Source organism: Bacteroides faecichinchillae JCM 17102 (assembly GCF_000614145.1).
GTDB lineage: Bacteria > Bacteroidota > Bacteroidia > Bacteroidales > Bacteroidaceae > Bacteroides > Bacteroides faecichinchillae.
The window spans coordinates 132,468-157,262 of record NZ_BAKK01000005.1 but is presented as its reverse complement, the minus strand read 5'-3'; the positions used below and the strand labels follow the sequence as shown (position 1 = coordinate 157,262).

Annotated in this window: 18 protein-coding genes, 1 tRNA gene and 5 pseudogenes; 11 read left to right on the top strand and 13 right to left on the bottom strand. The window is 36.8% G+C overall.

Features of this window, described 5'->3' with window-relative positions:
• Window positions 1-40 precede the first annotated feature (40 nt).
• Window positions 41-942 (top strand): annotated as a pseudogene (locus tag JCM17102_RS26160) (mechanosensitive ion channel family protein).
• A 180-nt stretch (window positions 943-1,122) separates the two neighbouring features.
• On the opposite strand, the gene JCM17102_RS04290 reads toward JCM17102_RS26160, so the two are convergent.
• Entirely contained in the window at window positions 1,123-1,362 is a 240-nt protein-coding gene (locus JCM17102_RS04290) for a hypothetical protein (protein WP_025074131.1), read from the bottom strand.
• A gap of 124 nt (window positions 1,363-1,486) precedes the next feature.
• On the opposite strand from JCM17102_RS04290, the pseudogene JCM17102_RS31285 reads away from it, so the two are divergent.
• Window positions 1,487-1,823 (top strand): annotated as a pseudogene (locus tag JCM17102_RS31285) (arginase family protein); the annotation flags it as partial.
• Window positions 1,824-2,206: 383 nt separating this feature from the next.
• Here the strand turns inward: JCM17102_RS31285 and JCM17102_RS04275 are convergent.
• Window positions 2,207-3,043, bottom strand: a complete 837-nt coding sequence (locus JCM17102_RS04275) for a hypothetical protein (protein ID WP_025074130.1) — start codon at window positions 3,041-3,043, stop codon at window positions 2,207-2,209.
• A gap of 93 nt (window positions 3,044-3,136) precedes the next feature.
• The gene (locus JCM17102_RS04270; RefSeq protein ID WP_025074129.1) at window positions 3,137-4,273 is read right to left on the bottom strand and encodes a DUF4934 domain-containing protein; all 1,137 of its coding nucleotides are present in this window, start codon (window positions 4,271-4,273) and stop codon (window positions 3,137-3,139) included.
• Between the two features lie 391 nt (window positions 4,274-4,664).
• On the opposite strand from JCM17102_RS04270, the gene JCM17102_RS04260 reads away from it, so the two are divergent.
• Window positions 4,665-5,048: an MmcQ/YjbR family DNA-binding protein gene (locus tag JCM17102_RS04260; RefSeq protein ID WP_025074128.1), complete on the top strand. Its 384-nt coding sequence runs from the start codon at window positions 4,665-4,667 to the stop codon at window positions 5,046-5,048.
• 270 nt (window positions 5,049-5,318) lie between these two features.
• Here JCM17102_RS04260 and JCM17102_RS04255 read toward each other — a convergent pair.
• The 3 genes from JCM17102_RS04255 to JCM17102_RS04245 all read right to left on the bottom strand — a co-directional run bounded on the left by JCM17102_RS04255 (window position 5,319) and on the right by JCM17102_RS04245 (window position 7,233).
• A tRNA-Lys gene (locus JCM17102_RS04255) sits at window positions 5,319-5,391 on the bottom strand.
• A gap of 94 nt (window positions 5,392-5,485) precedes the next feature.
• Window positions 5,486-6,619: an AI-2E family transporter gene (locus JCM17102_RS04250; protein WP_025074127.1), complete on the bottom strand. Its 1,134-nt coding sequence runs from the start codon at window positions 6,617-6,619 to the stop codon at window positions 5,486-5,488.
• A gap of 17 nt (window positions 6,620-6,636) precedes the next feature.
• Window positions 6,637-7,233, bottom strand: coding sequence for a thymidine kinase (locus tag JCM17102_RS04245; protein WP_025074126.1), 597 nt, complete (start codon window positions 7,231-7,233; stop codon window positions 6,637-6,639).
• Between the two features lie 303 nt (window positions 7,234-7,536).
• Between JCM17102_RS04245 and JCM17102_RS32345 the strand changes: the two genes are divergently transcribed.
• The 6 genes and pseudogenes from JCM17102_RS32345 to JCM17102_RS04215 all read left to right on the top strand — a co-directional run.
• The gene (locus JCM17102_RS32345; protein ID WP_051572765.1) at window positions 7,537-8,538 is read left to right on the top strand and encodes a DUF8457 domain-containing protein; all 1,002 of its coding nucleotides are present in this window, start codon (window positions 7,537-7,539) and stop codon (window positions 8,536-8,538) included.
• A gap of 31 nt (window positions 8,539-8,569) precedes the next feature.
• A complete protein-coding gene (gene rsmI / locus JCM17102_RS04235) occupies window positions 8,570-9,244 on the top strand; it encodes a 16S rRNA (cytidine(1402)-2'-O)-methyltransferase (protein ID WP_025074125.1) in 675 nt (224 codons plus the stop codon).
• 34 nt (window positions 9,245-9,278) lie between these two features.
• Complete coding sequence (locus JCM17102_RS04230; RefSeq protein ID WP_025074124.1) at window positions 9,279-10,136, top strand: Cbp1 family collagen-binding glycoprotein adhesin; 858 nt, start codon at window positions 9,279-9,281, stop codon at window positions 10,134-10,136.
• A gap of 100 nt (window positions 10,137-10,236) precedes the next feature.
• Entirely contained in the window at window positions 10,237-10,929 is a 693-nt protein-coding gene (locus JCM17102_RS04225; protein ID WP_025074123.1) for a YjjG family noncanonical pyrimidine nucleotidase, read from the top strand.
• Between the two features lie 62 nt (window positions 10,930-10,991).
• Complete coding sequence (locus JCM17102_RS04220) at window positions 10,992-11,651, top strand: MarC family protein (protein WP_025074122.1); 660 nt, start codon at window positions 10,992-10,994, stop codon at window positions 11,649-11,651.
• A 90-nt stretch (window positions 11,652-11,741) separates the two neighbouring features.
• Window positions 11,742-12,761, top strand: a pseudogene (locus JCM17102_RS04215) (site-specific integrase); the annotation flags it as partial.
• A 196-nt stretch (window positions 12,762-12,957) separates the two neighbouring features.
• Here the strand turns inward: JCM17102_RS04215 and JCM17102_RS31280 are convergent.
• The 4 genes from JCM17102_RS31280 to JCM17102_RS04200 all read right to left on the bottom strand — a co-directional run bounded on the left by JCM17102_RS31280 (window position 12,958) and on the right by JCM17102_RS04200 (window position 16,559).
• Entirely contained in the window at window positions 12,958-13,326 is a 369-nt protein-coding gene (locus JCM17102_RS31280; protein ID WP_275564327.1) for a hypothetical protein, read from the bottom strand.
• A 4-nt stretch (window positions 13,327-13,330) separates the two neighbouring features.
• Window positions 13,331-14,005 (bottom strand): DUF3644 domain-containing protein, encoded by a 675-nt coding sequence (locus tag JCM17102_RS31275; protein WP_275564326.1) that lies wholly within the window; start codon window positions 14,003-14,005, stop codon window positions 13,331-13,333.
• A 113-nt stretch (window positions 14,006-14,118) separates the two neighbouring features.
• Window positions 14,119-15,360: a hypothetical protein gene (locus JCM17102_RS04205; RefSeq protein WP_275564325.1), complete on the bottom strand. Its 1,242-nt coding sequence runs from the start codon at window positions 15,358-15,360 to the stop codon at window positions 14,119-14,121.
• 200 nt (window positions 15,361-15,560) lie between these two features.
• Window positions 15,561-16,559, bottom strand: coding sequence for a hypothetical protein (locus JCM17102_RS04200; RefSeq protein ID WP_025074119.1), 999 nt, complete (start codon window positions 16,557-16,559; stop codon window positions 15,561-15,563).
• A 113-nt stretch (window positions 16,560-16,672) separates the two neighbouring features.
• Between JCM17102_RS04200 and JCM17102_RS04195 the strand changes: the two genes are divergently transcribed.
• Window positions 16,673-17,542 carry an AAA family ATPase gene (locus JCM17102_RS04195; RefSeq protein WP_025074118.1) on the top strand — a complete coding sequence of 290 codons (870 nt, stop codon included), beginning with the start codon at window positions 16,673-16,675 and terminating at the stop codon, window positions 17,540-17,542.
• Between the two features lie 101 nt (window positions 17,543-17,643).
• On the top strand, window positions 17,644-18,033 hold the full coding sequence (locus tag JCM17102_RS04190) for a hypothetical protein (protein ID WP_148302041.1): 390 nt from the start codon (window positions 17,644-17,646) through the stop codon (window positions 18,031-18,033).
• A 79-nt stretch (window positions 18,034-18,112) separates the two neighbouring features.
• On the opposite strand, the pseudogene JCM17102_RS26140 reads toward JCM17102_RS04190, so the two are convergent.
• From JCM17102_RS26140 to JCM17102_RS04175, 3 genes and pseudogenes are all read right to left on the bottom strand, one after another.
• Window positions 18,113-23,094, bottom strand: a pseudogene (locus tag JCM17102_RS26140) (DEAD/DEAH box helicase).
• A gap of 226 nt (window positions 23,095-23,320) precedes the next feature.
• Window positions 23,321-24,520: a tyrosine-type recombinase/integrase gene (locus tag JCM17102_RS04180; RefSeq protein ID WP_025074116.1), complete on the bottom strand. Its 1,200-nt coding sequence runs from the start codon at window positions 24,518-24,520 to the stop codon at window positions 23,321-23,323.
• 4 nt (window positions 24,521-24,524) lie between these two features.
• Window positions 24,525-24,755, bottom strand: a pseudogene (locus JCM17102_RS04175) (hypothetical protein); the annotation flags it as partial.
• Between the last annotated feature and the right edge of the window lie 40 nt (window positions 24,756-24,795).

Genomic DNA, 24,795 nt, shown 5'->3' with positions numbered 1-24,795 from the left:
TGTAAGCAAACAAGTATTTATTTTAATTTATAATTAGATTATGTTATTATTTCAAGCAACTTTGGCAGCAGATTCTACACAGGTAGCTGCTGATGAATTATTGAAACAAGCGATTGCTGATGCAGATGGTTTGGATAAACTGTCGCTTATTACCCAACAACTGATTGATTTTGGTATACGTGCCGGGGAACGTATTTTGATTGCGGTCGTTGTTTTTATTGTGGGGCGTTTTCTTATCTCGTTACTCAACAAGTTTGTTGCGCGGTTGATGGAGAAAAGAAAAGTTGATATAAGTATCAAGACCTTCGTAAGAAGTCTGGTGAATATTCTGCTGACCATCTTATTGATTATTTCTGTTGTTGGTGCATTAGGTGTTGAAACCACTTCATTTGCAGCTTTGTTGGCGTCTGCCGGTGTCGCTGTCGGTATGCTTTGTCTGGTAACTTACAGAACTTTGCCGGAGGATTGATTGTCTTATTGTTTAAACCTTATAAGGTTGGGGATCTGATTGAAAGTCAGAATGTAATCGGTACAGTGAAAGAGATTCAGATTTTCCATACTATTTTGGCTACCGCAGATAATAAAGTAATTTATGTTCCGAATGGAGCTATGAGTAGCGGAGTAGTGACTAATTATAGCAATCAGGCAACTCGTCGTGTGGAGTGGATCGTTGGTATCGATTATGGTGAGGATTATGAAAAAGTGGAACGAATTGTAAGTGATATTCTGACAGCTGATAAACGTATTTTGGCTGATCCTGCTCCATTTGTTGCTCTTCATGCACTGAGTGATAGCAGTGTGAATGTAGTAGCTCGCGTATGGGTAAAGAGTGAAGATTATTGGGGAGTTTATTTTGATATCAACAAGACAATTTACGAGACTTTCAATGAGAAAGGTATCAATTTCCCATTTCCGCAACTTACTGTACATAAGGGTAACTGATAAAAATTATAGGAATTAGCAAACTTATAAAGTATAAAAAACTTTACCACAGATTACGCAAATATTCAAAGAATAGGAAATATGATAATCAAATGTTTTGAATTTTATTTGTATGGGTGAGTAATCTGTGGTGATTTTTGATATAAATGTTATGTCTGATGTGATTTGTTATTCAAGCTTTTATTGTATGCCGAAATCTTCAATCAATTCATATTTGTCTTCTTTAATCCCTAGTAGGTGATTAATCTTCCTTCTCTTTTCCAGATCCGTGAAGTATTTTTCCACGACTTGATAGAGATCAAAATTACTGGTTGATCCTGCGGCCATATCAAGTGATTCTACCATTTTTTCTACTGCCTGATGGATTTTTTCAGCTTCTATCAGATGTAGTTCGTTGCTATGTATTAAATATTTTTCCATAACTGCAATGTTTTAAAGTTACATAGTTATAACGTTCCGTAAGGATGGAAAGTTCAGGGGAGAAGATTTACTTTTGGAACCTTCAGAATTTAAATTGTTGATTATAAAAATATAACTATTATAAGATAATGTTGCTATTGTTTGGATTGACGCGCATCCTGATGTGAATTTGTTATACGATGCCTATAAAGGTTATCATGAAGTAGCTTTGAAAGCTTGTTTAGGAATGGGAGATGAGAAAATTATGAACCTGTTACCGAGAAAAGATTGAGGCCTCGAAAGCGTTGATTGTAGGTCTTCGCTCTGGGGATGAAGGGATGAAAGAACGTCAAAAGAAGTTGGGTATTGTGTGGTGTCACCAACGGAAGTTGCCGATAATAGCTCAGGAACTGGAATGGTTGAAAAATATTGGAGTGTCTAAAGTGGTTGTTCATTTTGATCTGGATGTATTGGAACCTGCTTAAATTATAGAGGGAGTGGGGGCAATATGTTGAATCAGTTGCCTTTATTAAAATAATGGAAGTGATTGAGCAGATATAATGCAGGGATTGGTATAGTTAACTATTGATATGATAGGAAAGTGATAGATAATAAACAAAGTTATCAACACGCTAATCAATTGTTTAATAGTAATCTATTGTGTTTTTACTACTATTTATAAACAACTTGAAAATATTGATCTGTTGATAACATAATTGTATGTAGATAATCACTTATTTCAAATATCCCAATGGTTGGAAAAACTATTGGGATATTTGAAATAAACTTCTTATTGATTGAATATGACGAAGCGATTGAATTAATATTTGGCCGAATTAGCTACTCTTCCGTTCAATAAAGTTATTTATTGTCTTTTTCCAACGACTTCCTGTATGATATATGCGTGTTCTAGAGCTGGATATTGAGTTATATATTCTTTTGTTACATCTTTGATATAGCAATAGGTTGGAGCAGGAGTAAAGTTGGCTCTTACACTCCGTTGCCCGATAAGAGAGAAGAAATCTCGTGTAATATAGAAAATACTATTATCATCTTTGACTGTTACACGCCAATAATCACGAAGTTTGGTATTTCCTACAATGGTGATAGCACTTTCTTCATCTAAAATAATATGTTCTTTTTCAAAATCTGCTTCTTTTTGCTGATCATTCTGATAATATACCCGTATTGTTCCTCCAGCTTCAGCAGGTTCTTTATAGGTAAATATATATCCTTTTTCCGTATCAGACTGTTTCATTTCCTTTTCTAGTTTGCTTTTATCGCCTACCGTTAAGTTATTTCCTTGAATAATATATATTCTTTGATGGACAACATTATTTTCTTCCCAGTATTTTACTGTAATAGTCAATATGTATACATTGTTGGATTTATCTTCAATTTTGATCAATGCAATTCCTAATCCAACAGGCTTGAAGGTTATTTTTTCACCATCAAAGTTGGTTTGGATAGCTTTTTTATTACTATTGGTCACTGTAAAATTACCGTCACCGCCTTTTATATATAAAGCTGTAGTTTCTCCACTGAAGGGTGATAAGGTTATAGAACGACCTTCGTTGTTGAAAATAATATGTGGATTCTCGTATACAAGAGTGATAGGTGATGGATCATCATCGCTACAACCTGCAAAGTTGATAATGCAGAGAAGTAGCAATAATGTCCCGAATAAACGTTTAATTCTCATGTCTTTAAGTTTTGGTTTATAGTTTTGTTTAGTTTTTCCTTTCCCAATTATGGTTTGTTCAATGTTTTACTCGAAACGAATACAGATATTTTCTTATTTCTTCAACTTGCCTACAAACATTACATTGTTATCATCTTCGTTCAGAGAACCTAATAGTTCTTTTAATACTTTTTTATCATTTTCCGTGCAACTGCTTTCCGATAACCGTTTTTCAATAGCATTCATTAAATGGATCGGTTCATACATTGCAAAGAAATAACCGTTTGTGAAACAAAGGGGAGCGCCTATTCCTCCAAATTTGTCGTTTTTCAGTCGGATATAATGTGTATCTTGCGTCTTTTTATCTACTGCAATTGCACCTTTTCTTCCAAGATTTACAATATATTTTTGTGGAAGATCAAAATAGATTTTGAAGAAATCCTCTTTTTCTGGTAGATTACTTAAGGCAAATAGGGGCTTGGAAGCTCCGGCTTGCGCATCATATATATATAAGGTATCATTACCGGTAATCATATAAGTTAAGTCTGAGGTATTTCCATATGACCAGATTTCGTTGGTAAAACCTGAGAAATTACCTTTTTCGTCCAATGGGTTGGTTATATCTTCTGCCTTTCCAAGATATGTAGTTACTTGGTCGTTGGCATCAACAACTGCTGAAAATATTCCTTTTTTATCAAAACAAAGATTGACTAAAGAAATACTTCCATCACTATTTAGTGCAATCTTGGGTTTGTTTAGATCATTTTTAAGATCGATTGATTTTTCAAAAGTACCGTCTATATTATACTTATACAACTTAGAACTGTTAGAGAAAGGTGCCAAGTAAATAGCTTTACCTGTTTCGTCAATTACTTCACTATAGAGAGAACCACTATACTCACCTGGACCCTGTCCTATTTTTCCGATGTCATATAGATATTTTCCTTCTCGGTCAAACAGTTTGTAGACTCCTCCATGCTGACGGATGCCGATATAGTGATCGGTAATTGTCGGCCACCAGAATTTAAATAATGCGGAATCACTGTTGTCGAAATGAACAAGCTGACAGTCTTCTACCCATTCACTGAGAGGTACATCAATTGTGTCAGTCACTTTACTGTAATCACACAAGGTGAGTGTGTTTTCACTACTGTTATTAGCGATAGTCGCATTGTTTTTATCTTTGGACGTACACGAGAATATACCTCCAGCCAACAAAAAGCACAAACATAATAATTTTGCCTTTTCCATAATGTATTTTATTTGAATTTACAATTGTATTGATTCTTGCAAGCTACCGCTGTCTGCTGAAATACAAACTAACAAAAAAAGAATTGCATTTCCAACTATTTTACTATTAATTTTAGTCTAAAGTGTTTTTATATCAATTTCTTACATTTAATTGCTGTCTATATAGGGTTTATTGATTTGTTACCTTTTCATCACCTAAGAAGAAACCATATTGAAGTAACTTCCGCCAATGTTACTTACATACCTACTTAAACAAATATTGTAGTTTGCAAGACGAGAATCTGAAATTTATCATGTACATTTGCAATGTTCAGATGTTTTTAATGAAACGTGATGTGCAAATGACTTTTGGAAAAATAGATGTGAATGTAGAGTTTTAAAACTTTGAATGATGAATATAGAAGAATTTAGAGATTATTGTCAGTCTTTTAAAGGGGTGCAGGAAAAAATGCCTTTTTTGGATGTTTCGGATAAATACAGTCGTGATGTTCTTTGTTTTTATATCGGGAGTAAATGGTTTTGTTTTGTGAATATTGAGATATTCGATTTTTGTTGCTTGAAATGTGCACCGGATAGAAACTTAGAACTTCAAGCTTCCTATATGGGTATAAAACCGGGATGGCATATGAATAAACATCACTGGATTAGTGTTTACTTTAATCAAGATGTTTCGGATCGCACAATTAAAGAACTTGTACAACAATCTTATGATATTGTCTATAAATCTCTTTCTAAAAAGGAAAAAGAATTAATTGGAAAATATAAAGTCGCTTGACCCACTATTATAAAAGTTCTCTGACTCACCTTTATAACCACAACTGATCCACTGAAATTATAATAAAAATTGACCCTATAGAATTACGATGTTCCAGTCTTGTTTTTGTACTTTAAAAAGCTTATTAACGTAACATACCCACAGTTTTCGGACTGACCTGGTTTTCCGGTTTACACACTGGTTTACACAAACGTAGCAAAACGTAGCGTATATAAAGAAAAAAGCGATTATCTGTTTTAGATAACCGCTTGATTTTCAGTATTTTAAAAGTGATCCGCCTGGGGCTCGAACCCAGGACCCCAACATTAAAAGTGTTGTGCTCTACCTGCTGAGCTAGCGAATCAATCCTTATTTGCAAATCAGTTATTTCCTGATTGCGGGTGCAAAGGTAATGACTTTTATTTAATCTGCAAGTATTTTGTAGAAAAAAGTGCTAATTATTTTTCTTCTTTATTGCTTGTTTCTTGATTATCAATAACTTCTACCTCATCATATTTTATTTGTTCTTTGTTGATAATAAAGCGTTGATAGTAGGAAAGCATCAAAGTTGTGAGTGGCAAGGCGATGATCATGCCTAGCATTCCCATTAATGACCCCCAAATAGAGAGTGACAAAAGGATAATTGCAGGATTTAATCCTGTAATTTTTCCCATGATCTTAGGAACAAGTAGAGTATCTTGTATGGCTTGAACGATGACAAAAACTGCTAATGCACATGCTATGATAACCCAGAAGTTCTGTCCCGTATCGGCAGCTTTGAGGATGGCCAATATAATTGTAGGGAAAAAACCTATTATTTGCAAGTAAGGAACCATGTTCAGAGCACCGATGAAAAGTCCCAGGGCGATAGCCATTGGGAAATCGATAATTAGAAAACCAATACTGAAGAGAATTCCTACACAGAATGCAACAAGAGCTTGGCCGCGAAAATACTTGTTCATGCCATTCTGTACATCGTAAACCAGGTTAGAGGCAAACTTACGATATTTGTTGGGGAGCAGGTGCAACCATCCTTCGGCTATAACTTCATAATCCAATAATATGAAAATAACATATAATAGTATGATGAAAGAAGCGAAAATGCTGAAAATAATATTGAGAGACTCTGCCACTAAAGCCCACATCTTAGGAACCGTATCTTTGATAGCTGCAAGAATATTTTCCTCACTCAATAGACGGTTTAATGCTTGTAAGTCAATGTTCTCATGGATAAATTCAGAAAGTGTCTTGGGGACATTATTTCCTGCTCCATTAGTGAGGTAAGTAACTAAAAGATCATTCATCCTACCCATTTCTGTGATCATTGGTGGTACTAACAGATAGAATAAAGCAACTCCGACAACTGTAATCAAAAATAGAGCACAAAAGATGGATATAATCCGGCTCTTTAAACGTAATTTATATTGGAAGAATTTTACTAAAGGATAAATCATGTAGGCAATTAACCAGGCAATGAAGAAAGGTAATAACACTCCGCTTAAACGTTGTACCAACATTAATATTCCTATTGCTAAAACCAATCCGATAGAGCCACGTATAAAACTGTCAAATGTAATTTTCTTCCTTTCCATATCTGTTCTTATTGAGATTATACTTGTTTATCTTTTTCTAGTGCCTGAAGATAACATTCTCTGCATAAAGGTTCATATTCTGCGGTCTCACCTAAAAGAAATTGTTTGTCATTTTTTACTGTACGGTGAGAAAAGGAAGCTAGCTGACCACATTTTACACAGATTGCATGTACCTTAGAAACCTCATCGGCAATAGCGCATAATTGGGGCATCGGACCGAATGGATTTCCTTTAAAGTCCATATCCAATCCTGCGATGATTACACGAATACCGTTGTTAGCAAGTTGATTACATACATCAATCAGCCCATTATCAAAGAATTGTGCTTCGTCAATGCCGACAACATCTATTTCGGAAGTGAACAATAGAATACTAGCCGATGAGTCGATGGGAGTAGATGCAATAGAATGACTGTCGTGAGAAACAACTTCTTCTTCAGAGTAACGTGTGTCAATGGCCGGTTTGAATATCTCTACGCGCTGCCGGGCAAATTGTGCTCTTTTCATTCTTCGAATTAGCTCTTCCGTTTTCCCTGAAAACATAGAACCGCAAATAACTTCTATTCTACCTCTTCTTCTAGTCTCAAGTATGTGATCTTCTGAAAATAAAACCATGTGATTTTGTGTTATCTTTATTAAATGAATATGTGTACAAAGATAATATAACCTTGGAAATTTCATTGTTAATGGAGAATTTTTTATTTTTCGTATCCCTTTATTAATCTGGTGGTAAGAAATAAGATTCCTATATCTACTGTAAGATATCTCTGATATAATACTAGAAAATCTCCATATATATGTTTAAGTGAAGCTTTTAAAGCAGAATCTTTTATGTATAAGAACTGTTAAATTATTCTTTATTTTAAGTTATTGCGCAATTTATTTCTAAATTCGCATAATAAATAACGATAAAGGGACATGAAACAGAAACTATTGGCAGATATAGAGTTGGATGTTCAGGAGTTGAAATGCCTTATGAAGTCATTTTCTCAGGAACCAAACTCGACTTTAACGGAACTGTTGAAGCGTAATATCTTGCAAATGCAAGGGCGTTTGGAACAGCTGCTACAAGAGTTGGATTCTGACCGGGAACTTCCCTTGACTTCTATAGCTATAGAAAATCCAGAAAAAAGTTTTATTCCTATTATAGAGAATTCCGATGTTAAAGAAGACGTTTCTATAACAAAGAATGCTTTGCTTGAAGAACCGTCTGTTGTTAAAGAAACAGTGAAGGAAATTACAACAACTTTAACGGAAGAAGTTACAGTAACAGAGACGAGAAACGAAGAACTGCCTGCTGTGAAAGAATATTTTGTTGTTGAAAGACCTCGGATAAAAGAACAGACACAAGTGAAAGTGACTGAACAATCTCAAATGACAGAGCAATCTCAAAAAACAGGGCAGATTGAAGTAATAGAGACGTCACAAGTGACAGGACGATCTCAAACTGCAGAACAATCATATGTGGATGAGCAGCCTCAAATAGCAAAAGAACTTCCAAAAACAGAAGAACCTCATAAAGCAGCAGAAAGTAGTATAGAGGCAGAATCTCTGACCGAGGAAGAACTGTCTGTACAAGAATCTCCTGTAACAGAGAGTGTTCTTATCTACGAAAAGGTAGAAGAAAGAGCACAAGTTATCGTGGAAGAACAAAGTAACATACCCGTTTTGAAGGATGAAGTTAAAACATCTGTTTTGGGAGAAAGCATAAAAATATCGAAAGGTTTACGTTCTTCCATAAGTCTGAATGACTCTTTCCGCTTTTCGCGTGAACTGTTTGACGGAGACAGTAGCTTGATGAATCGTGTCATTGAACAAATATCGGTAATGAGTCTTATAAAGCAGCTATGGCTTTTCTTTCTTCGAAGGTTACTATTAATGAAGAAAATGAAGCTCACAATGACTTTCTGGAGCTACTAAAGAAATATTTTAATCAATCAGCATAAGATATATGGGAAAGTTATACGTAGTGCCTACACCGGTAGGAAATTTGGAAGATATGACTTTTCGCGCTATTAAAGTGTTGAAAGAGGCCGATCTGATTTTAGCGGAAGACACACGTACTTCCGGAATCTTATTGAAACACTTTGAAATAAAGAATGCAATGCAATCTCATCATAAGTTTAATGAACATAAAACGGTGGAGAGCGTTGTTAATAGAGTAAAGGCAGGTGAAACAGTCGCACTGATTTCGGATGCCGGTACGCCGGGTATTTCGGATCCTGGATTTCTGGTTGTTCGTGAATGTGTTCGTAACGGTATCGAAGTACAATGTCTTCCGGGAGCAACCGCTTTTGTTCCGGCGTTGGTAGCTTCGGGCTTGCCGAATGAAAAGTTCTGTTTCGAGGGTTTTCTTCCTCAGAAGAAGGGACGTCAGACACGTTTGAAAGCATTGGCAGAAGAACATCGGACGATGGTATTCTATGAATCCCCTCATCGGTTGTTGAAAACACTGACTCAGTTTGTTGAGTATTTCGGTGCGGAACGTCAGGCAACTGTATCACGTGAAATATCCAAAATCCATGAAGAAACAGTGCGTGGAAGTTTGGCTGAATTGGTGGAACACTTTACCGCTACCGAACCACGTGGCGAGATTGTGATAGTACTTGCAGGAATAGACATTTAAAATAACTTCATTTAAAAACGTAAAATGTAAACGTATGAAAAAGTTAGCAATTTTATTTGTATGCGCAGCTATGTTGGCTTCGTGTGATGGCTTAAAGGGTGGAAGTAAAGACCTGAAAGCTGAAAATGACTCTCTATTGATGGAATTAACACAGCGCAATGCTGAATTGGATGATATGATGGGAACTTTCAACGAGATCCAGGAAGGTTTCCGTAAGATCAATGCAGCTGAAAGTCGTGTAGATTTGCAGCGTGGTACTGTTACTGAAAATGCAATTAGTGCTAAACAACAGATTGCTTCTGATATAGAATTTATCACTAAGCAGATGGATGAAAATAGAACTCAGATTGAAAAACTACAAGCGCAGTTGAAAAGCAGCAAATCTAATTCTGCTCAGTTGAAAAAAGCAGTAGAAGCTTTAACTGCAGAATTGAATGCTAAGCAACAACGCATTGAAGAACTTCAAACTGAATTAGCTTCCAAGAATATTCGTATTCAGGAATTGGATGCGGCAGTTAGCGAATTGGCCGCTACTAAAGAAACTCTGACAGCCGAAAATGAGGCAAAAGCTAAGACTGTTGCTGAACAGGAAAAGAGCCTGAATGCTGCATGGTTTGTGTTTGGTACCAAATCCGAATTGAAAGCTCAGAAGATTCTGGAAAGCGGAGATGTACTAAAAAGTGCAGATTTCAATAAAGACTACTTTACTCAAATCGACATTCGTACAACCAAAGAAATCAAGCTGTATTCTAAACGTGCTGAGTTATTGACTGCTCATCCTGCAGGTTCTTACGAACTAGTTAAGGACGATAAAGGTCAGCTGACTTTGAAGATTACCAATCCTACTGATTTCTGGAGTGTATCCAAATACCTGGTTATCCTGGTAAAATAAGATAGATAATCTTTATTTAATAGCCAATGTGCTGATACCTCGATGCCTGAGTAATCAGCACATTGGCTTTTTTATTTTCTATGTCGATATAAAACTACTAATGAACTATAAGAATTTATTTTTTGATCTTGATGATACAATCTGGGCCTTCTCTCAGAATGCTCGTGAAACTTTTGAAGAAGTATACCATAACTATTCATTGGATCGTTACTTTGATTCATTCGACCATTACTATATGCTTTATCAGCAACGGAATGCCGAACTTTGGATTGAATACGGTGATGGAAAGATAACGAAAGACGAGCTGAACCATCAGCGTTTTTTGTTTCCTCTCCAATCGGTTGGAGTGAATGATAAGGCCTTAGCCGAGCAATTCTCAAAAGACTTTTTTGCGATTATTCCTACCAAGAGCGGTTTGATGCCTTATGCACAGGAAGTATTGGAATATTTATCTCCTCGTTATAATATGTATATTCTTTCTAATGGCTTTCGTGAATTGCAATCACATAAAATGCGTTCGGCGGGAGTCGATCATTATTTTAAAAAGGTGATCCTATCGGAAGATATAGGTGTGTTGAAACCCTGGCCGGAAATCTTCAATTTTGCTTTGTCAGCTACTCAGTCCGATTTGTGTACTTCACTAATGATAGGGGATAGTTGGGAAGCTGATATAACTGGTGCATACGGAGTTGGAATGTCTCAGGTTTATTATAATGTAGCAGAGCGGAATTCTTTCCCATTCTATCCTACTTATCAGATTCATTCATTGAAAGAATTAATGGATTTATTATAGTTTTTATGGATTAAGTCGTATTTTTGCTGCGTTTAATAAATGCATAAAAATACGATAAAGTTATGGATAGTACGCTTCTTCCGTTCTCTTTGCTCTGTTTTACTTCGTTTTTCACGCTCACTAATCCTTTGGGAACCATGCCCGTATTTCTCACTATGACACATGGAATGACAGATCAAGAACGTCGGGCAATTGTGCGTCGGGCGACTATTGTGTCGTTTATAACGATTATGGTATTTGTTTTTGCAGGGCAGTTCCTCTTTAAATTCTTTGGTATATCGACCAATGGCTTTCGTATTGCAGGAGGCGTTATTATCTTTAAAATAGGTTTTGACATGTTGCAAGCCCGTTATACACCGATGAAACTGAAGGACGAAGAAATCAAAACTTACGCTGACGATATCTCCATTACCCCTTTAGGGATACCGATGCTGTGTGGACCGGGCGCGATAGCCAATGCAATCGTATTGATGCAAGACGCGAATTCTTTTGAAATGAAAGGTGTTTTAATTGGAACTATTGCCTTGATCTATCTCATTACTTATTTCATTCTCCGCGCTTCTACACGTTTGGTGAATGTGTTGGGAGAAACTGGTAATAATGTAATGATGCGTTTGATGGGGTTGATCCTGATGGTAATTGCGGTAGAATGTTTTGTGAGCGGAGCAAAACCAATATTGACCGATATTGTGAAAGAAGGGATGTTGGGAATGATTCACTAACGTTTTTGCAGATAGTAGGACTTATTCTTTTTTATCAATTATACATAGCTACATCTAATTTGTTCATAGTATTAATTTAAAATTAAAAGTATGGGAAAGATTAGCTATAGCCTTGTATATAACCGGAAAAAGAAACTGAACAAGAAGGGTAATGCACTTGTACAAGTGGAAGCTTATCTGAATAGACGGAAGATTTACTTCTCGACCAGAGTTTATCTCCGGCCTGAACAATGGGATACTAAACGGAGAATGGTGAAAGAGCATCCTAATAAAGAAGCTTTGAATCGTATGCTTTATGGAATTGTTGCTATCCTCGAACAAAAGGAACTGGAACTTTGGCAACAGGGAAAAACAATCTCGTTGGAATTATTAAAGGATACGGTAACCAAATCAACAACAGACAGTCGAAATTCCTTTCTGACATTTGTCAAAGAAGAAATAAAAAACTCCTTATTAAAAGAATGTACCAAACAAAATCATCTTTCTACTCTCCAGCTGTTGCAGGAGTTTAAAAAAGAAATTCGTTTTGCTGATTTAACCTTTGAATTCGTTTCTTCATTTGATAATTTTCTCCAATCGAAAGGATACCACATTAATACAATAGCCAAACACATGAAACATGTGAAACGTTACGTGAATGTGGCTATCAATAAAGAATATATGGATATCCGAAAATATGCTTTCAGGAAATATAAAATAAAAAATGTGGAAGGGAAGCATACGCATTTATCTCCGGAAGAACTTCGTAAAATAGAAAATTTAGAATTGGAAGGACGATACGCAAAGTTACAGCATTCCAAAGATGCTTTTTTATTCTGCTGTTATGCCGGATTGCGATATTCCGATTTTGTGAATCTGACTGCTGCTAATATTGTAGAACTTTATCAGGAGACATGGTTGGTTTATAAATCCGTTAAAACCAAGATTGAAGTACGTCTTCCGTTGTATCTGTTATTTGGCGGGAAAGGACTGTTGGTTTTAGAACGTTACAAGGATACTCTCAATGACTTTTTCCGATTGGAAGATAATTCAAATGTGAATAAAGAATTGAATGCTTTGGCTAAACTGGCGGGAGTAGATAAACATATTTCTTTTCACACCGCTAGGCATTAAATCTTTTCTTATTCATTGAAAATAAGAAACTTACAAGTTCTATTTTTTTAGACAGGTAACGATTTAGAAACGAGTTAAGTTCCCTTATTTGTCTAAATCTGCATTATTAAAAGGAACGCCTACTTAATAAGTTTCGCAAAGATATAATTATATTCAAACAAACCAGCAAAACCATATACTTTTTATTTTGCTTTCATTCAAAAAGAGAGTTGTATTCTTCATCCTTATTCATTTGTTCAATTAAAAAATCAACCCACGCTTGTGTATAGCCATAATTTTTATTCATAGAATCATAAACACAATATTTAGTATTTGTTCTTTCTGGATGTGAACTACCTGTTTCTGGTCTTATTTTATATTTTTTCCAACACCTTGTATGTGTATCCATATTGAATTTATCTACTCTTTTCTTTCCCTTAACTATTGATTTATTTCCTAAAGCTCGCTGGACCATTTCAACAACAGTACCAGGTTTTATTTTGTCATCATTTGCAACGGGAATATGTTTTTCTTTGATTAATGCAGCGATTCTTTCGACTTTTTTCTTTTCTTCATCTGTCATTTTATCAAAAGAAAAAAAATTGAATAGGCAATGCATCTTTAGATTTATGGTTTGCAACCTGAATTAAAAAGGCCTTAAAAGCATACTCACCTGAATTTAATACATCAGTAGTTATAGAAGAACGATATTGATTAATAAAGGAAACTATACTATCATAGTCTTTATTTGCTTTTGTAGCCATACTTAATGTCTCTGAAGATGGAAATAACTGCAAAGCAAAAGATAACGATTCGCGCAAACAATATTTATGTCCAAATTCAGCTTCCACGATTTTATCAAAATTCAATAATAAGGATTCGCATTCTGCAAAAATATTAGAATCTAATTCAGGTAAAAATTTGTGTTCAATTTTGTTTCTTAACGGTATAAAAAACTCTAAATTCTTGCGAATAGGATTGTTGCTGTCAACAAAATATTTTGCGACACACGTTTTTAGTTCCCAATACTGAATCTCTCCATTTACCTTTTTGTATCGGCCATTTTTTTCTTTATATATTGGCTTAATCTTTTTTCTTAAAAAGATTCCATGTAATAAAGAAGTCCATGCTATACACATTAAAACAATGTATCCGCCCGATTTAAATTTAACAGCAGGTTTATTATACGTCTCTACTGCTAATAATGCGGAATCTAATGCTTTATCAAGACAAGACTTTACTTGTAATGGTAATCCTTTCATGTTTTCCCAATTTAATTATTCTATAAAATACTCTACAATTCACCAAGACATTATCGAAATGCAATATATCAAATTGATCTAATATTCAATTACTTGATTTATAATTTAAGCAATTATTCAATTAGTCTATTTACAATATTGATTTTATTTATATTTATTAAATCATATTCGTAAATAGAGGCAATAATTATTTGATTTTCAGAGAAATCTCGTTTCAAAATTTTTATCATTGCTTCGATATTTTGATGATCAATTTCTTTTCCACTAGGAGAATCAAGAATTATTGGCATTTTTATATTTAAATGTTTTTCAACTTCCAATAAACATGCTAATCTAAAAGCAAAAACTGTTTTATGCAAAATTGCTCCAGATAATTCTTTCAAATTTGATGTAAACAAATATTTTTCTGAGATAGATTCTCCATCTAATCCTAACTCTGTAAGATACTTCCTTGTATTATTAAATATTGGTGTTATAACACTATTTGCAGCACGTGTTAAGTCCTTTATTTTTGAATTAATTTCAGCAATCTCCTTTTCTAACTTTGCTATTCCTTTTTTTACAGCTACTTCATTAATAGGAATTGTTGAGATTCTTTTATCAAATATGTCGGCTATTGTTTCAACATTATCAAAAAAAGACAACTGTTGTTCTTCAAATCTACGTTCTTTCTCATATTTACAGATTTCTGCTTGAATCTGGTTGTATTGTGTCGCTATAAGTTTACGCTTTGCTACAAGAAAATCTATGGCATCATTAAGACCCACAATATTATTTTCTGTTACAGCTATAGTATCTCCATTTGGAGTTTTTACCAATAAACCAATCTCTCCAATAAAGTTTCTAAAATGCTTATTTTCTTTAAGGACTTTGTCTATCCGAGATAGTTCTTTTTTCAATAGATTATGCCGCATCTTACATTGATTGATTTTGCTATCAATCAAAGAATTGTATGATTCTCCTGCAAGATTATTGGATTCGGAATCAATAGTTTCTTGATACTTAGAAACACTAAACATCTGTTTGTATTTCAAAAGATCTTGTCTCTTTGTCTCCTTTTGTCTATATAATTCAGAACAATCAATCTCTGCAATGCCTCTAATTAGTTCCTCAATATTAAAGCGAATACTTCCAATGACAACTCCTCGATTAAGCAAAGTCCATCCCTTTTCCTGGTCAAAATAGAATATTCCTAAAAGATTATTTATTAGTTCTGGATAATTGGCTTTAAAAATAATTTTATGAAGGGCCGCTTCATCACTTGGCAAAACATATGTTACTACAGAATCATTCTGTTTCAATTCAATGTAATCCCTCGATTCTCTACATAATACTAAAACCTCTCCACTATCCAAAGTTATTTGACTTTCGACTTTGCAGTTCTCGAATTTAATATGCTTAGTATTAGGTATGCTATATCCGATTGAATATAACATAAGTCTTAGTAAAGTCGTTTTACCCTTACTATTTGCAAGGCTATGTATGAGATTGTTTCTATCAGAGAAAACAATCAAACGTTTATTACCAGCCTCTTCGATATAGATTGAATTGAAAATCATAGATTCACAGCATTCTTAATATTGTCTATTTGAATACGTTTGTTCAAAATATTGCGAACAATAATTTGTAGGAGTTTTTCTTGTAGAGTATTAGATAAAGATACACTTTCCCCTTCAAAAAGATATGCGAACTTACTACTCTCCATTTCTATAAATTTTCGTTTCCTTTCACTTTGTTTTGCTTCTTTATAAAAAACATTGTATGCACATAGCACCTTAGTTACAAATTCGTATTTTTCCGAGCAGGTATTTATAATTGCTTCGTAACTTCTCGATAGTTCATATATCTCAGAATCATCAAATTCATCTTCATCATAATTTTCATTTTGAGTTACAAGAACTATTAAAGGCCATATAATATCTTTTTTAGTTAGTTTTATATCAGACATCCTTTTCGTTCCACTTCTAAAAAGATCTTTTACCCAAATTCCGTGTAAGTTGTCTTTAGCTATAGATATATTTCCTAATTTGGGAATGAAATCACCAATAGCATTCATAACACATTTATATCTTTCATTGTCATTATCTGTCTCAAAAGGTAAAATCTGTATTTTGAATTTACTCGTATCAAGAGGCTTTTCAATCTTAGAGATTATCTTATTAATTTTATCTTTTAAAGGTCTTGGCAATGAGCTATAATCCCTTTGTGAAGCACCATAAAATATAGGGTTCAATTGTTTCTCATTGAATGGGTTTGGAGTGTTAGTTATATATATAAGTTCTTTCACTACTCCCAATTTATGCTCTGCTTCTGATAAAGATATTATAGACTTTTTAAGATTGGATAGTACATTTGAGAAGTCAGTACTACTATTTACAACAGACTTTGCTTGAGCCAAAATACTGCTGCCATTGTTTAGATTGATTTCTATATCTTCAGATCCTTCTAAACGGATACTGGACATATCTTTAATATTCTCAAGCATTAACACTATTGCTGCGTTCGCTTGAAAATCAAATCCAAACAATACTGAGGTAGCTGTTCTATTTGTCATTATTGTATTACATTTACAAATACCTATGCAATATTAGTGATTTTTTTGATAACTACTTAGCTAACAAGTAATAAAACTGTAATTTTGTACTAACAAATTAATATTAGAAGTTTATGAAGATAAGAAAAGTTAAATGGACAAATCATCCTATATTAGGAAATCTTGAATTGGATTTTGTAAATCCAGTAACTAATCATCCTTTTTCAACTATTGTTTTTGCAGGCGAAAATGGGAGTGGAAAAACGACCATCTTGGAAACACTAAATACCTTCCTGTGCATTGGTAGTTTTAAGCCATTTGACATGATAGAATATGAGGTAAATAACGAATTGTATATTCTCAAACCTCCAATGATTCCAGAATCAAATGACACGTTCTTTACACGATTTGATGTGAAGAATGATACAGCTGAAAATATACGTTCAGATAAAGTTAATAACCCAAGCACCATTCAATCTGATGAAAAAGATCCAAGGTCGTATGGATGTGTGTTTTCGAGGCCTAGAGCGGACTATAAAACTAGCAAAATAGAGTCTGTAAAAACAAATGAATTAGACAAGAATAAATACGATTCTGATAAAGAAGACAATTTTACATCATTAAAGCAGCTTATTGTTGATATTCAAAATCAAGATAACGAAGAGTATTATGATATAAATACACAAAGGGAAAGCCGTGGGGAAGCAGCAATGACTACTTCTGAATTTGAACACAATTCGAAAATTTTTAGATTTAAAAAAGCATTTAATAATTTCTTTGATAAGGTAAAGTACAAAAAAGTCGGGAATATTGATGGTGAAAAGGTTATATTATTTGAGAAAAACGGAGTAGAAATATCGATAGATGATCTAAGTACAGGAGAAAAACAAATTGTATTTAGGGGGGCTTATCTTTTAAGAAACATAAATCAGCTTAATGGTGCTATAATCATGGTTGATGAGCCCGAATTAAGTATGCACCTAAATGGCAGAAAAACATTTTAAGATATTATAAAAATCTCTTTACAGATAATAATGAGGTACAAATAGCTCAATTATTTTTTGCAAGCCATTCTGAGGGTGTTATTAGTGAAGCCCTGCAAGACTTGAATGATACAAAAGTTATAATTCTAAAAGATAGCATGGGAAACATCTCAGCAGGAAGTATTGATGCCCCAGCAGTATTACCATATACTTTAGCGGCTGAGATTAATTTTCAAGCTTTTGATGTATCATCAACAGATTATCACAATGCGTTATATGGTTATATAGAAGCTGAAGGTTGGAAAAATGATTATGATGGGCATCAGGTAAAAGTCAATTATACAAAATTGAATAAGAACGGAACAACATCAAATTTACAAATTTCTAAAACGGAAAAAATTCGGCATATCATTCATCATCCAGAAAATCGCAATAATAGTTATAGCGAACAAGAATTAAAAGATTCCATAGAATGTATGAGAAATTACATTAGAGCGCATCGTACAATTTGATACAAAATACTTAAATTCTTAAAACAAAACGAACTGTGGCAAAATTGTATATTACCACAGTTCGTTTTGTTTATTGAAATTACCATTTGCAAAATGGAAATGTGGATGTGACATCTACCGTTTTGCAAGAGAGGATAATGACTGAAAGCAGTAGGTCGAGGATGTAGCGGGGTTGCTCGCGTTCCTTTGACCAATCGTTGGGGTTGTTCTTGATTTGGGATGCTTTATCAATGGTTACGGCATAGCGTTCCATTATCCATTCAATGGCTGACTTACCATTGACGATGTACTCATAGGCTTTGAGCGGAATGTTCTCAATGGTAATGTGGCTATTGTAGATGATGTGTGTTTTGTCGGCGATGAGCTTTCCGTTTTCGTCACGCACTTTGGCAAAGCGCATCTTTTCCACGGCAAAGTATTGGTATGTTTCTTCGGTCCACTCGTCCTGCCAAATGTCAATGTCTCCCGTAACAATTACACCGAGTGTACGTTGTGCCTGCGCCGACATTTCCGAATAAGCGACTGCGCCTTGTTCTGTAGCAGGAATATTGATGCCTTGCTCATAGTTCAAATGTAAGTCGGCCAGTTCCTTTCCGGCTTTATAAAAAGCCATAAAGTCCTGTACGTTATCCACTATGGGAATGCGTGGCAATGACTTCTTCAGATCATCGGCGAAACGCTCTCGGTATTGCTTGGAATGAAGCAATCCATACACATAGTAGAAAATATGTTCTTTAGTAATGGCTCGTGAGCCGCCAAAGCGACTGCGGACTTCTTTCAATATCCAGTCTGTGATGCCGTCGCGACGGATATAACGATTAGTTTCTGCATCATCGAAAAGAGTTCCTTCTCGATTTTTGTTTTCTTCATACCAATATAAAGGAAAACATTTTGTTCCAGCTTCAAAATTATTGTAATCAATAATCGTATTATATAAAAATAAGGAAAAATCCTTATTCCCACCTGTTCCCTTCATACCAATAACTTGGTTGTAGCAGTTAGGTGGGAAAATATGCTGCCATTGCCCTGGACGTTCTATTAATGAACGTTCATAGTACAAATATGATTTTTGAAAAAGTCTATAGGTGTAAATTGTTACACTTTCAGGGATAAAATTTAGTAAGTGTCCTGTTAATGCTACTTTTTTTAGATTAGCAGACCACCCAATTTGCGTTGGATTATAATTAAAATCCTCTGCTTTCCGATGACTAATAGATGTATTATAATTGTTTATCATACGATTAATATTGCTCAGCAGAGTATTTTTATCGAAATTGCATACCCATGAATCACGGAGGATAACACACCAATAGGTATATAATTAAAAAAACCTTGCCCAATCGTATTATCAAATAATGGAATTAAATTATCGAATATTCCATCACGTTGATTTATCCAATCTGCTTTTTCGTTAGGAGTGATTATTTGCCAGTCCAATTTCTGTGAAGAAATGGAACGGAAATCTTTGACCATTTTGAGCTTCTGTTCACGAGTAAGGTAATCGCCAATATCGTGATAATGGATGCCCGTCTTTAGCTCTTTCTTTGCCGGATTCTTGACAAGGAAAGTAATGGCAATGGGAGTGCGTGAACCGCTACCAAAGATTTTGCCACCCTCTTTGCGCGACAATTCGCCCGAAGTACGCTGGTTACCGCGCAGATTCAGTACATAGATGGAGGTAAATTCTTCTTCAAAGCATCGACGCATACCATCTTGTGCATTACCATCAAGCCATGATCCATTACTTATAAAAGCTACTATTCCGCCATCGTTTTCAGGTATTCGGTCAGATGCCCAACGAAATGCCTTAATATAAGTATCATAAAGGGAATTCTTCAAAGTCGTACTTGATTCATTTACATATGTATTTGCTATTCGCATATCCAAATTTGGATAGGAAAGATTCTGTGCATTATCATTAGCCGAACCTTGTTTGGCGGAATATGGCGGATTCCCCACAATCACCCTTACATGCGTGGCCATCTGCTTCTTAACCCGTTTGGAATTGTCCTGGAAGAACTCCGTGAAAAGCTCGTTGTGCTTTTTCTCTGCCAATTGGAAGGTGTCAGTCAGACAGATTCCGCTATATGGCAGGTAAGTTTTACGACGGGTTATCTCATGGAACACCGATTCTATGTTCACATCAGCTATATAATAGGCCAGCAACACGATTTCATTGCAATGGATTTCATTAAGATACTTGCGCTCCATATCCTCGGGGCGGATAAGACCGGACTGCAACAATCGCGTAATGAACGTACCTGTGCCCACAAACGGGTCAAGTATATGTACATTCTGTGCGGTCAGCGAAGTGTTGAACTCCGCCTTAAGAATGTCATCCACAGAACGGATGATGAAGTCCACGCACTCTACGGGCGTATAAACAATGCCCAGTTTTTCCACTGTAAGCGGGAATGCGCCCTTAAAGAATTTCTCATATAGGTTCTTGATGATGGTCTGTTTTCCCTCCAAATTATCAATGCCACCAACATTCATGCGTACCGATTCGTAGAATTTATCCAGTATCTCGGTATCTTTCTCGAAAGCCTGTTCTTGTAAGAGGTCTATCATGCGCTGCATGGAACGGCTTACGGCGTTGTTGTTCACGAACTGGTAATCGGCAAACAAAGCGTCGAACACCGGACGGGTGATGATATGCTGTGCCAGCATCTCGATGGCCTGTGCCGCATCTACTGACGGGTTAAGGTCGCGCTGTAGCCCCTTGAGGTATTCGTTGAACGCCTTTTTGTGTATGCCGGACTGGATAAGTTTGGATATGCGCTCGATGAACTTGTGCGCGATGAGTCCGATTTCCTTAGCCCAGTTCTCCCAATATAGGCGGTCGCCGCACTTTTCCACGAGCTTGGCATACATGCCGTCCTGCAACTCGCCGAATCTGAGTTCCAACTGGCGTGCGATTTCTGCATTCTCCAGCTCCCGTGCCTCACTCTCTCCCTCTTGAAAGCCTAATCCCGGCCTGCCGATAGTGACTGACGGAGTGTAGGACTGTTTGTTTGGTTTCTGCTTGTTGAGCGCAATCTTATTCACCATCGCATTGAAACGGTCGTCGTGAGAGCGTAGCGCGTTCAGGATTTCCCAAACTACATCAAAGGTCTTGCTATTATCAAGTGCTTCTTCTGCTGAAACACCAGAAGGCACGACAATAGGGATGATGATATATCCGTATTTCTTCTCATCGAGCTGTCCCTTGTGGAAAGTACGCATCACACGGCCAACAGACTGTACCACATCCACCTGTGAATTACGGGCAGAAAGGAACAGTACAGCATCAAGCGACGGTACGTCTACACCTTCGGACAAGCAACGCACATTGGTCACCACCCGACACTCTCGGTCATTGTCCGGCTCATCAGACAGCCATTGCAGAATTCCATTTCGTTCCTGTGAGTTCATAGAGCCGTCTATGTGTTTTGCGGTTATCGAAACGGTATGCGATAGGCTTTCCGCATCCAGATTTTTGTCGTACTTTTCCGATATTTGCGGCAGTACGGAAGCAACATATTTGGATGCGATGCCCGTCCTGCTTGCGCTCTTGTCAATGGACGAACAGAACGCCACAGCACGGCGCATCATGTGTGGATCGGCATCCCATGTGCGATGATCATCACCCTGTATCATCTTTGAGAGGCCGTTGATCACACCGATAAGTTTGGACGTATCATCAAAATTCAGTTCGGTGGTCGTATCGGTGATGTCCCGCTTTATATTATCAGGCACATCGTTTTCACCGACAGTAAGGACAAGCACCTTGTAATCGGTCAGCAGCCCGTTCTGTACGGCATAGGAGAAATTCACACGATAGAACTCTTCTCCATAAAGTGCCTTGTCGTCCATTGAGCAGAGGATACAGTCCTTTTCAGAAGCCTTTACTTTGGCCGATTCACCGTACAGGCGCGGCGTAGCGGTCATGTACAACCGTTTTCGACCTTTCACATTGTCATCGGAGTGTATTTTAGTGAAATTGCTCTCGTCCTTATCAGACAGTTTTACACCCGTAGTGCGGTGTGCCTCGTCGCAGATAATGAAGTCGAACACACCATATTCGCCGTTTGTTTCGGAAAGTATTTCCTGTTGTGCCTCTGACACGGCATCAATGGACTGGTATGTGGAAAACACTACCACCAGTCCATCATGGCTGCGGTACTTCTTCAGTTGCGAGGCGATGGACTTCGGATTGGTAGATGCAGGTACGGCAAGGTCTACCACACTGTCATCTGCATCATCATATTTGTTTTTCTGTATCTTACGCGAAGCCTTGGAATCCGAACAGATACAGACCGCCTTTATGGTTTTTCCCGCATCAGCTGACCATGCGTTGAGTGACTGACCCAGCAGAGCGATGGACGGAACCATAAACAACACCAGCCCCTTGCCGTTCAACAACTGTTCGGCGATAAGCAACGAAGTATAGGTTTTTCCTGTACCGCAGGCCATGATGAGCTTACCACGGTCGTTTCCCTCTGTAATATAATGCATGTATGCCTTGGATATGGCATCGAGTTGATGTTTGCGCGGTTTTTTGCCTTCTATGAGTGCTGAGTTTCCCGTAAGACCATCCAACAGCTTTTGCCAATCCACTGGGGATGAATTCAGGTCGGCCATGCCGACACGTGTCACTGGCGGTTCCTGATTACGGATGGCTTCCTCGGCATTGCTCCCCCAATGACTGGTAGTAGAAATCCATACGCGATTGGAGAAACGGGTTGTTTGAAATGTAACCTCATTTGTAAATGTGCGGCTGGAGGTGGCAAGGAACGAATCCACGGCAGGCTTGTCTATTGTGGCATCCTCGGCATAACACTTGCACTGGATGGCCCAATAGTCGCCCATTTCTGTCTTTGCCACAAGGTCTATACCTGTGTCTGTACCTCCGAAATCCTTACGTCCCGGAAACTCCTCCCATAGCCAGACTTTTTCCAACTCGTTGTAACGTGGGTCTGTCAGCAACCATGAGCGCATCAGTCGCTCGAACTTTGTACCTTTCTCCTTTTCCGTGAATGATTCGGTACGGAATTTATGCAGTATCTCCTTGAAATTCATCTCTTGATAAGAGATAAATGCAAGTAAAATCACATTTGAAAATCAGTATGTTCTGTACCTATGAGAATTTGATTGGCTCAACAGGCGGATAGTTTTAATACAATTTATGGCATTATCAACAAGTTGTTTATGCTTATTCTTCAGTATTTTGTGTACCTTTGCATCATAACTATAACTCTTATCAAGAGATTCGGCTTTTTACTAAACAATTTTCATGCCTGTCCTGTTATAAGTCTTTCAGAATAAGTCCGTTCGCCTTATCCACCACATTCGTGTCAAGCGAAGCAAGATAGATGCGTGTCGTTTCTTCTGAATCGTGCCCCATACCTTCACTAATGACTGCAAGAGGGATATTTTTGCTTTTAGCGATACTTGCCCAGGCATGTCTTGCACAGTACATGCTCAACGGATGAGCCAAACCGACTAAACGGGCTATCTCTTTCAATGCAATGTTTACACGAGAGATGGCATTTCTGTACTGTATCCGTTCATCGGTACATCGGGTGATTATTGGCAACAGATATTGCATGTCAGAATAACTTTCATACTTATTTACAATCTCTCCCATACACTTTTCCCATTTAACGGTGAGTTGCCGGCTAGTTTTTTTTCTCCTGTATGTCAGAATACCATTTTTCAAATCCGATTTTCTCAGATATGCCATATCAACAAATGACATTCCACGGGTGTAGAACGAAAAAAGGAACATATCCCTTGCATAATCAAGATGCGGCTTCAATGTCAGATCAAGTTCCTTGATATATTTGATGACTTTTAGAGGAACAGCACGTTTCACTGTCTTGTCAATGCCTGTATAAACATGTCTAAACGGGTACTTCTGTTCAATCAGTTCTTTTTCCACGGCACGGTTATACACGGCACGCAAAATACGCATATAAAATGAAACTGTGTTGGGACAGATTTCTTTGCTTTTCAGCCATGCCTCATATAGCATCATCATATCGCTATCAATTTCACAAAGAAGGATATCTTGTCCATAGCGAAACTTCATGAAACTGTTCAATGCCGCTGTATAAGTTTCTGATGTCCGTATTTTGTTCAATAATTCTAATTGTTTGATGATGCCCTGCATAAAATTAAAAAATGACTGTTCATCCACCCTGTTTTGAAAGGCAACTATAATATCATTCGCTGTATATGTACTTTTTCGGTTATCCAGTTGGTGGATAATCATGTCCAGCCGTTTCAGGTCCCATTCCATGCGTTCCTGCAAGGAAAGGAGCAGATTGCTTCGCTCCGAACGACCGACAAAGATACAGCTTCCGGCTTCGTTCCATTCATCCGTAAATATCCGGTAATCCGTCTTTAGCTGACGGATTACACGGTTCTGGATAATCTGATAATAGATGGTTCCTTCCTTTCCCTCTATGGTGGAAGGTCTGAATTTCACTTTCACACTGGCCATAGGCTTAATTTTTAGGTTTGTCCGTAATTGACTTGTCCTTGATGGACTTCGCCTTGCTGTTCAGTTCTCTCGCGGCCTGTTCTTTCAGCCGTGCCTGCTCGGTCAGGGTGGCCTGTCTCCGTACCGCTTCCTCGTAGGCTTCCACGTCTTCACGCATCTGTTCTATACGTTCGTTATTCCGGTTCGGTCCAAAGAGGCTCTCAAGTTCCACGAGTTGTTCGGGGGTAGCCTCTCCGCCAAAACCATTGCGAAAACCCTGTAAGTAGTTCACTTAC